Origin of the sequence: Pectobacterium polonicum, from assembly GCF_005497185.1 — a bacterium.
GTDB classification, from domain to species: Bacteria; Pseudomonadota; Gammaproteobacteria; order Enterobacterales; family Enterobacteriaceae; genus Pectobacterium; species Pectobacterium polonicum.
Window position 1 is genome coordinate 1 of sequence record NZ_RJTN01000051.1, and the last position, 3,886, is coordinate 3,886.

4 protein-coding genes are annotated in these 3,886 nt (G+C 45.1%); all 4 read right to left on the reverse strand.

From position 1 onward, the window contains the following. On the reverse strand, positions 1-484 hold a 484-nt coding region (locus EDI29_RS22470; RefSeq protein WP_137742644.1), incomplete at its 3' end, for a DUF4917 family protein. Between the two features lie 222 nt (positions 485-706). Next, positions 707-1,957, reverse strand: coding sequence for a tyrosine-type recombinase/integrase (locus EDI29_RS22475; RefSeq protein WP_137742645.1), 1,251 nt, complete (start codon positions 1,955-1,957; stop codon positions 707-709). Positions 1,958-2,592: 635 nt separating this feature from the next. After that, entirely contained in the window at positions 2,593-3,243 is a 651-nt protein-coding gene (locus tag EDI29_RS22485) for a hypothetical protein (protein ID WP_137742647.1), read from the reverse strand. Positions 3,244-3,245: 2 nt separating this feature from the next. Continuing rightward, the coding region (locus tag EDI29_RS22490; RefSeq protein WP_241664986.1) for a pyocin knob domain-containing protein at positions 3,246-3,886 on the reverse strand (641 nt) is incomplete at its 5' end.

A 3,886-nucleotide genomic window follows, 5' to 3' on the forward strand; every position in this document is an offset into this window, starting at 1 on the left:
CATTTTCGACATGATTTCGCATAAGAGCCCAATATAATAACATATCATAATTCGTAGAGAAAATATGCCCACCGCTTTTAATAAATAAATTTAAGAATTCAGCACAAGCAATTATCTTTTTCTCTGGAATTTTATATACATGCTCGGGATGAAGTTGGTGTATCGAGTTTAGCAAGCCGTCTTTCAATTTTTTGCTTGCTAAAATAATATCACCCTGCAACTTATCATCAGAGCCAAAAGCCTTTAATAAGGCTAATGTTGTGTCTAATTGCTGCATTACTAATTCAAAATTTTTAGTTTTTATCACATCAAAAAGTTTATTTATTAATTCATCATCTCTTGACGTCAAAAAATTGTAGAGGGCATTATATGAAAAGATCTTATTATCATAGGCCATACTAAAACCATTCCCCATAAGTAGGGAATATGGCCGGGACTGCTTATGTAAATACGTAATCACTTCATCAAAACTCATCATTTCCATTTAACTCCTAATTTCTTAAAAATATTTATACTTAGATGTATTCATTACGAACCAGAACACTAAGACTAAAGAGATAATGAGAAAATATCTGTAAATTTCATCACAGTTATAGGGATAAACCACTTTCAATGATTAATACATGTTTGATAAAACTAAATAATAAAATACGCACAACTAAAAATGCCGAGATAAATCGTCAAAACTATCTCAGCATTTATAATGCTACTTTTTAGCGAAGTCAAATGGACTCACCATTTTCTCCCGATTCGCATCCAGAAAATCCGCCCACCATTGCTGCATCAGCTTACGTTCATCCAGATGCTCCGCCTTATGAATATACGCTGCCCGGACACCATTTCGCTCCTGGTGGCTCATCTGTCGCTCTACCGCATCCCTAGACCACAACCCCGACTCAATCAACGAACTACAGGCCATAGTACGAAAACCGTGACCACATACTTCCGTTTTCGTATCGTAGCCCATCGTTTGCAGTGCTTTGTTTACCGTCCCCTCACTAACAGGCTTTCGTGACGAATGATCGCCAATGAAAACCAGTTCACAATGCCCACTCACCTCTCTGATCTTTTTAAGGATCTCCAATGCCTGACGACTTAGTGGAACAAGATGTGGCGTATGCATTTTTGAACCGCGTTCGGAGAACTTCACTCCGGGGATTGGTTCACGTTCTGGAGGAATCGTCCACAACGATCGTTCAAAGTCGATTTCCGGCCAACGGGCAAAACGGAGCTCGCTGGAGCGAATGAAAATCAGCAGGGAGAGATTAATAACCCATTTGGTAAATTCACGACCTTTGTAACCGTCAATCCGGCCAAGAAGTTCAGGCAAACGTTCAAGTTCCAACGCCGGGCGGTGTTCAACTTTGCCGGGCATAATCGCCCCAGCCATATCTTGTGCCGGGTTATAGTCAATCAAGCCGTTTTGCACGGCATAGGTCATGATGGCGGTCACACGTTGTTTTAGGCGTTTAGCCACTTCTAAGCGTCCAGAGCGTTCAACGCTTTTGACCGGAGCCAGTAAATCGCGTGTTTTCAGATCTGCGATATGTGTGCTGCCAATAGCGGGGAAAATATTGTCGCTCAAGCTTTTCAGGATACGTTCGCCATGGGATTCCGACCACTTCTTGTTGTCAGCGTGCCAGGCACGAGCCACAACCTCAAAGGTTTGCTCATCATCTTGTTGTTGAATTTTGACTGCTTTTTTATGCTCGTTAGGATCAACGCCAGCAGCAATAAGTTTTCGCGCTTCATCGCGTTTCTGACGCGCTTCAGAAAGGGAAACCTCAGGGTAGACACCTAGTGCCAACGTCTTTTCTTTGCCATCCGAACGATAGCGTAAGCGCCAATATTTAGACCCGTTGGTATGAACCAGAAGAAACATACCGTTTCCATCGGTAAGTTTATAAGGCTTCTCTTCCGGTTTTGCTGAACGTACCTTGATGTCCGTGAGTGCCATAATGCTTTTCCTTCAATAAATGCGTTATTGAGGGTACAAGGATTTACCATACTGAAGTATACCCGCAATTGTACCCGCACAAGCAAGTTGATGTCAGTTGAATTGTGTTGACGTAGGAAGAGTATGGAATGAAGGGTAAGCCAGTAAAACCGTGGGTTTTAGGCAAAAAAATAGACGTCGATTGACGTCTATTGATTTATCAATGGTGCCCGGGGCGGGACTTGAACCCGCACAGCGCGAACGCCGAGGGATTTTAAATTCCGCGCTTTTTAAATGAAAAACAACGACTTAATTGCTAAATTCCTAATATATCAAAACAAAAAAGCCATCAAATATATGAACTTATGGTAACGTAAGCGTGCATTTTAGGAACGATAATCAAATGGAGCGCGGTTATTTATTCGCAATTAACAATGAAAACTATCGAATATCACGGAACGACAATCTGCATTTTGGACGACAGCGACATGCTGACCGATTGCCCTATCAACTCATACGCAGTGATAGAAGACTCGGGGTTTTATGTCGCTGTACGCGTCGGCGAAAATGACGCACCAGCGATTCACATTGACCCTGTAGCTACACTCGAAGACGCCCTAGATATCATCGCCGGGCATCTGTCATTTTTCGCGTGATTACACGGGCGTGATAATCATGCTGGCATTCGTGAATATATACTCGAAATACATGTTGTGTAGTTTGCTGTGCCAGCGCCAACGTACCCCCAACTGCTGATTATATTTATCTGAGAAATCAGCAGGGTGTAGCGTCAGTTTCAGATAGTTATAGAATCCCATCTGCCCGATATATCCAGATCTAACTGAGACTGCAAAATTCGTGTTTGTTGACACATAACTACCTAGGTTTACTGTGCCTCCGCCGCTGTACTCTATTGATTTGCAGCTTGGCTGATTACCGCCAGTTGACAGCGCATCGCATATCAACGCATCGCCTGTAGCGATAACAATGACCTCTACCAGTGACCAGTCAACATCCCCTGTACCGTGCCCTGTGCTCGGTATCCTGCATTCTGAGATTTTGAAACCTCTGAATCCTAATCCACTTTCCTCCGCAGCGGGCGCTCTCGCAATAGTCACACTCCATGCGTTCGCCATATCGTAATACGCAGCCGGATCGTGATATTCGCGCTCATTCGGAAATACCGGTTTAAACACGCCATTGTCACAAATCCACGCAGCGACTACGTTTTTGATTGTCCCGCTATCATTGATATCGAGACGCTGAGCGGGGGCAAAAACGCCCCCGGATTCACGAAATAACGGCATTATTATTCCCCTACCTGATACCAGATGTGACCCGCTGCGTAACCTGCTGCGCTAGCTGGCGGGGCAGCGGTCGATACGGTATATCCAACGCCCAAATTATCGCGCGCAGTTGATTTATTCGGCACGTCTGCCAGGTTCTGTGATTTCTCCAGATAGTCGCCGCCCAACTTTGCCCATGCACTGAACACGATAGGGTTCGCCGCAGTATCAACGCAATAGCGGTGATACACCTCCGTGCTGTTGTACGGATAGTATGACTGACGAATGCCTGCCTCAGTTGTTCTGATAACGTCCAGCATGCCAGCAAGCGCCACCGGGTAATTTCGCGCTAACGTCGCATTGCTCGTCAACGATTGGAATTTGCGGCCGAGTGATATGACGGTATTCAGGTTCTCAGTGCCGAGTGATGCGGTAGCTTGCGGAACAGCGCCAACGTCAACAGCCGTGAGCCCGTCTTTTGTTGCCAGCGCCGCCAGCCCCAGATTGTTACGCGCTGTGGACTGTGCTATTGCTCCTGCTGTGGCAATCTCAGATAGTCGCTCATCAATCTGTAGATATTTTTCAACAACAATTTTAGGTGTGACAGTCACAGGACGTGATGCTGTAACTCCTGAGTAGCGTCCGGTTACGCTCGCTGTCGCAA